Origin of the sequence: Prevotella ihumii, assembly GCF_900155655.1 — a bacterium.
Lineage (GTDB): Bacteria > Bacteroidota > Bacteroidia > Bacteroidales > Bacteroidaceae > Prevotella > Prevotella ihumii.
The window spans coordinates 1-1,608 of the sequence record NZ_LT707001.1; the positions used below are offsets into that span (position 1 = coordinate 1).

A 1,608-nucleotide genomic window follows, 5' to 3' on the forward strand; every position below is an offset into this window, starting at 1 on the left:
ATTAAGTTACTATGTTTGCAAAGGCTAACACACTAAGACAAGTCGGATGCCGCTCTTCGGAGGCTTCGCGCCTCCGGCCGCATGGCAAACCACCGCGGTGTTTTTCATAGTCTGCAAGGAAAAAGTTGGTACGATAATAATTGGATTGTATATTTGTAGTGCAAACGACAAATGACAAACAATTAGAACCGTACCGATATGCAAAGAAACAAAATTTCCTTCAAAGGACAAAAGATTTACATCGGAATTGATGTGCATGCAAAAACTTGGGAGATCTGTGTGCTGACCGAGTCGGGTTACAAAGAGAGGCACCCGCAGCAAGCCTCCGCAAAGACGCTCTTTGACTTTTTGAAGAAGCATTTCCCTGATGGCGAGTACCATGCCGTGTATGAGTCAGGCTTCAGTGGTTTTTCCACATACTACGCTCTCAAGGAGTACGGCATCAACTGTGTCGTGACCCATGCCGCGGATGTTCCGACCACCCAGTACGAGGAGGTGATGAAGACCGATAAGGTAGATGCAGCCAAACTTGCGCGCTCCTTGCGCGCCGGTGACATCCGTCCCATATACATCCGTGAGAAAGAGAATATCGATGACAGGTCAGTCATCCGCATAAGGAAGACCATACAGAAACAACTCTCTGGCTACAAGGCAAGGGTGAAACACCTGCTGCACTGCAATGGCGTGGAGATACCCGAGCGGTTCGCAAGACCGGGGACGCACTGGTCAAAGGCTTTCATCAAATGGCTCAAGGAGGATGTCGTGCTGCTTTCCTCCTCAAGATTGTCGTTGGACTTGCTCGTCAAGCAGGTGGAGACGATACGCCAGACACTCTTGGACGCGACAAAATCCATACGAAAGCTTGCGCAGACCGACAGGTACAGGAACAATTACGAGCTTCTGATATCGATACCCGGCATAGGTGTAAGTGTAGCCATGTGCATACTGACAGAAATCTACGATGTGAAGAGATTCCGTAACGAGAACCAGTTCGCCAGTTATCTCGGCCTGATACCGACCTGTCATAGCAGTGGAGAGAAAACCGCAAGCGGAGAGAAGACTTTCCGTGGCAACAAGCATCTCGGACCGATGATCATAGAGGCTGCATGGATAGCCATCTACAGAGATTACGGACTGGGAATGGCCTATGCCAGATACAAGCAGTCCATGAAACCGCAGGAGGCCATAGTCAAAATAGCCAGAAAGATGTCCAACATCATTTTCTCGGTACTCAAGAACAGTAGGAAATATGAGCCATACAGATGGGATAAAGAATAACATACAGACTTTCGGACAACTTCATAAAACGACTCCTTTTCATAATTGATGGACCTTCGGGTGTCATCTCCGATAAGATTGTTGCGTTTTACCTATATTCTGAAGAAGTAAATTGTTGGGCGGATACGTCCGTGTCAACTCATAGAAGTTTGTCTGATAGGTCTGTTGTTCGTAGCCTTTCCATACCCGGTGTTCCCATGCCGGGCTGGTGGCTGTTGCTTCTTCTAAAGTCATCGTACTAATAAACTTCACGCTAAGTGATTGATAATGAACAGTTAATAAATTACAAATATTTTCCAATTATTTGGAAAGCAACATAGAAGATATGAA

The 1,608-nt window shown here is 46.6% G+C and carries 1 protein-coding gene; it reads left to right on the forward strand.

The window, feature by feature from the left end:
• Window positions 1-198: 198 nt before the first annotated feature.
• Window positions 199-1,278: an IS110 family RNA-guided transposase gene (locus CZ367_RS14005; protein ID WP_077195559.1), complete on the forward strand. Its 1,080-nt coding sequence runs from the start codon at window positions 199-201 to the stop codon at window positions 1,276-1,278.
• The last annotated feature ends 330 nt before the right edge of the window (window positions 1,279-1,608 follow it).

What these genes read in the sequence shown, in the direction of transcription:
- CZ367_RS14005 (WP_077195559.1), top strand. Translation starts at nt 199, where the DNA reads ATGCAAAGAAACAAAATTTCCTTCAAAGGACAAAAGATTTACATCGGA.